Source organism: Photobacterium sp. R1, from assembly GCF_054600795.1.
Window position 1 is genome coordinate 1 of record NZ_BAAHZP010000198.1, and the last position, 371, is coordinate 371.

Below are 371 nucleotides of genomic sequence, written 5' to 3' on the forward strand. Positions count from 1 at the left end.
GCAGGCCCGTCGTTATTTTCTGACTGCCGAAGTGTTTGATGCTGAGGATGCCCTGCGGCTGGGCCTGATTCACCAGATCAGCGAGGAACCGGGACAGGTGGCTGAGCAATTGCTGGATCAGATCCTGAAGAATTCACCTCAGGCATTGATAGCGGCCAAACAGTTGATTTCCGATGTTTCCGGCCGTCCGATTGATGCTGCACTGATTGCAGATACCGCGCAGCGCATTGCCGAAATTCGCGTTTCAGAGGAAGGACAGGAGGGGCTGGCCGCCTTTTTTGACAAGCGGCCGCCATCCTGGGTCAGTTAAGATTACTGGCTGAGTTTCTTGGCCAGCTGAGCCACATGCTGGCCTTGGAATTGTGCCATTG

General features: G+C 55.0%; 1 protein-coding gene. It reads left to right on the forward strand.

From position 1 onward, the window contains the following. The coding region (locus tag ACYP03_RS24650) for an enoyl-CoA hydratase-related protein (protein ID WP_459782475.1) at positions 1-310 on the forward strand (310 nt) is incomplete at its 5' end. Positions 311-371 lie beyond the last annotated feature (61 nt).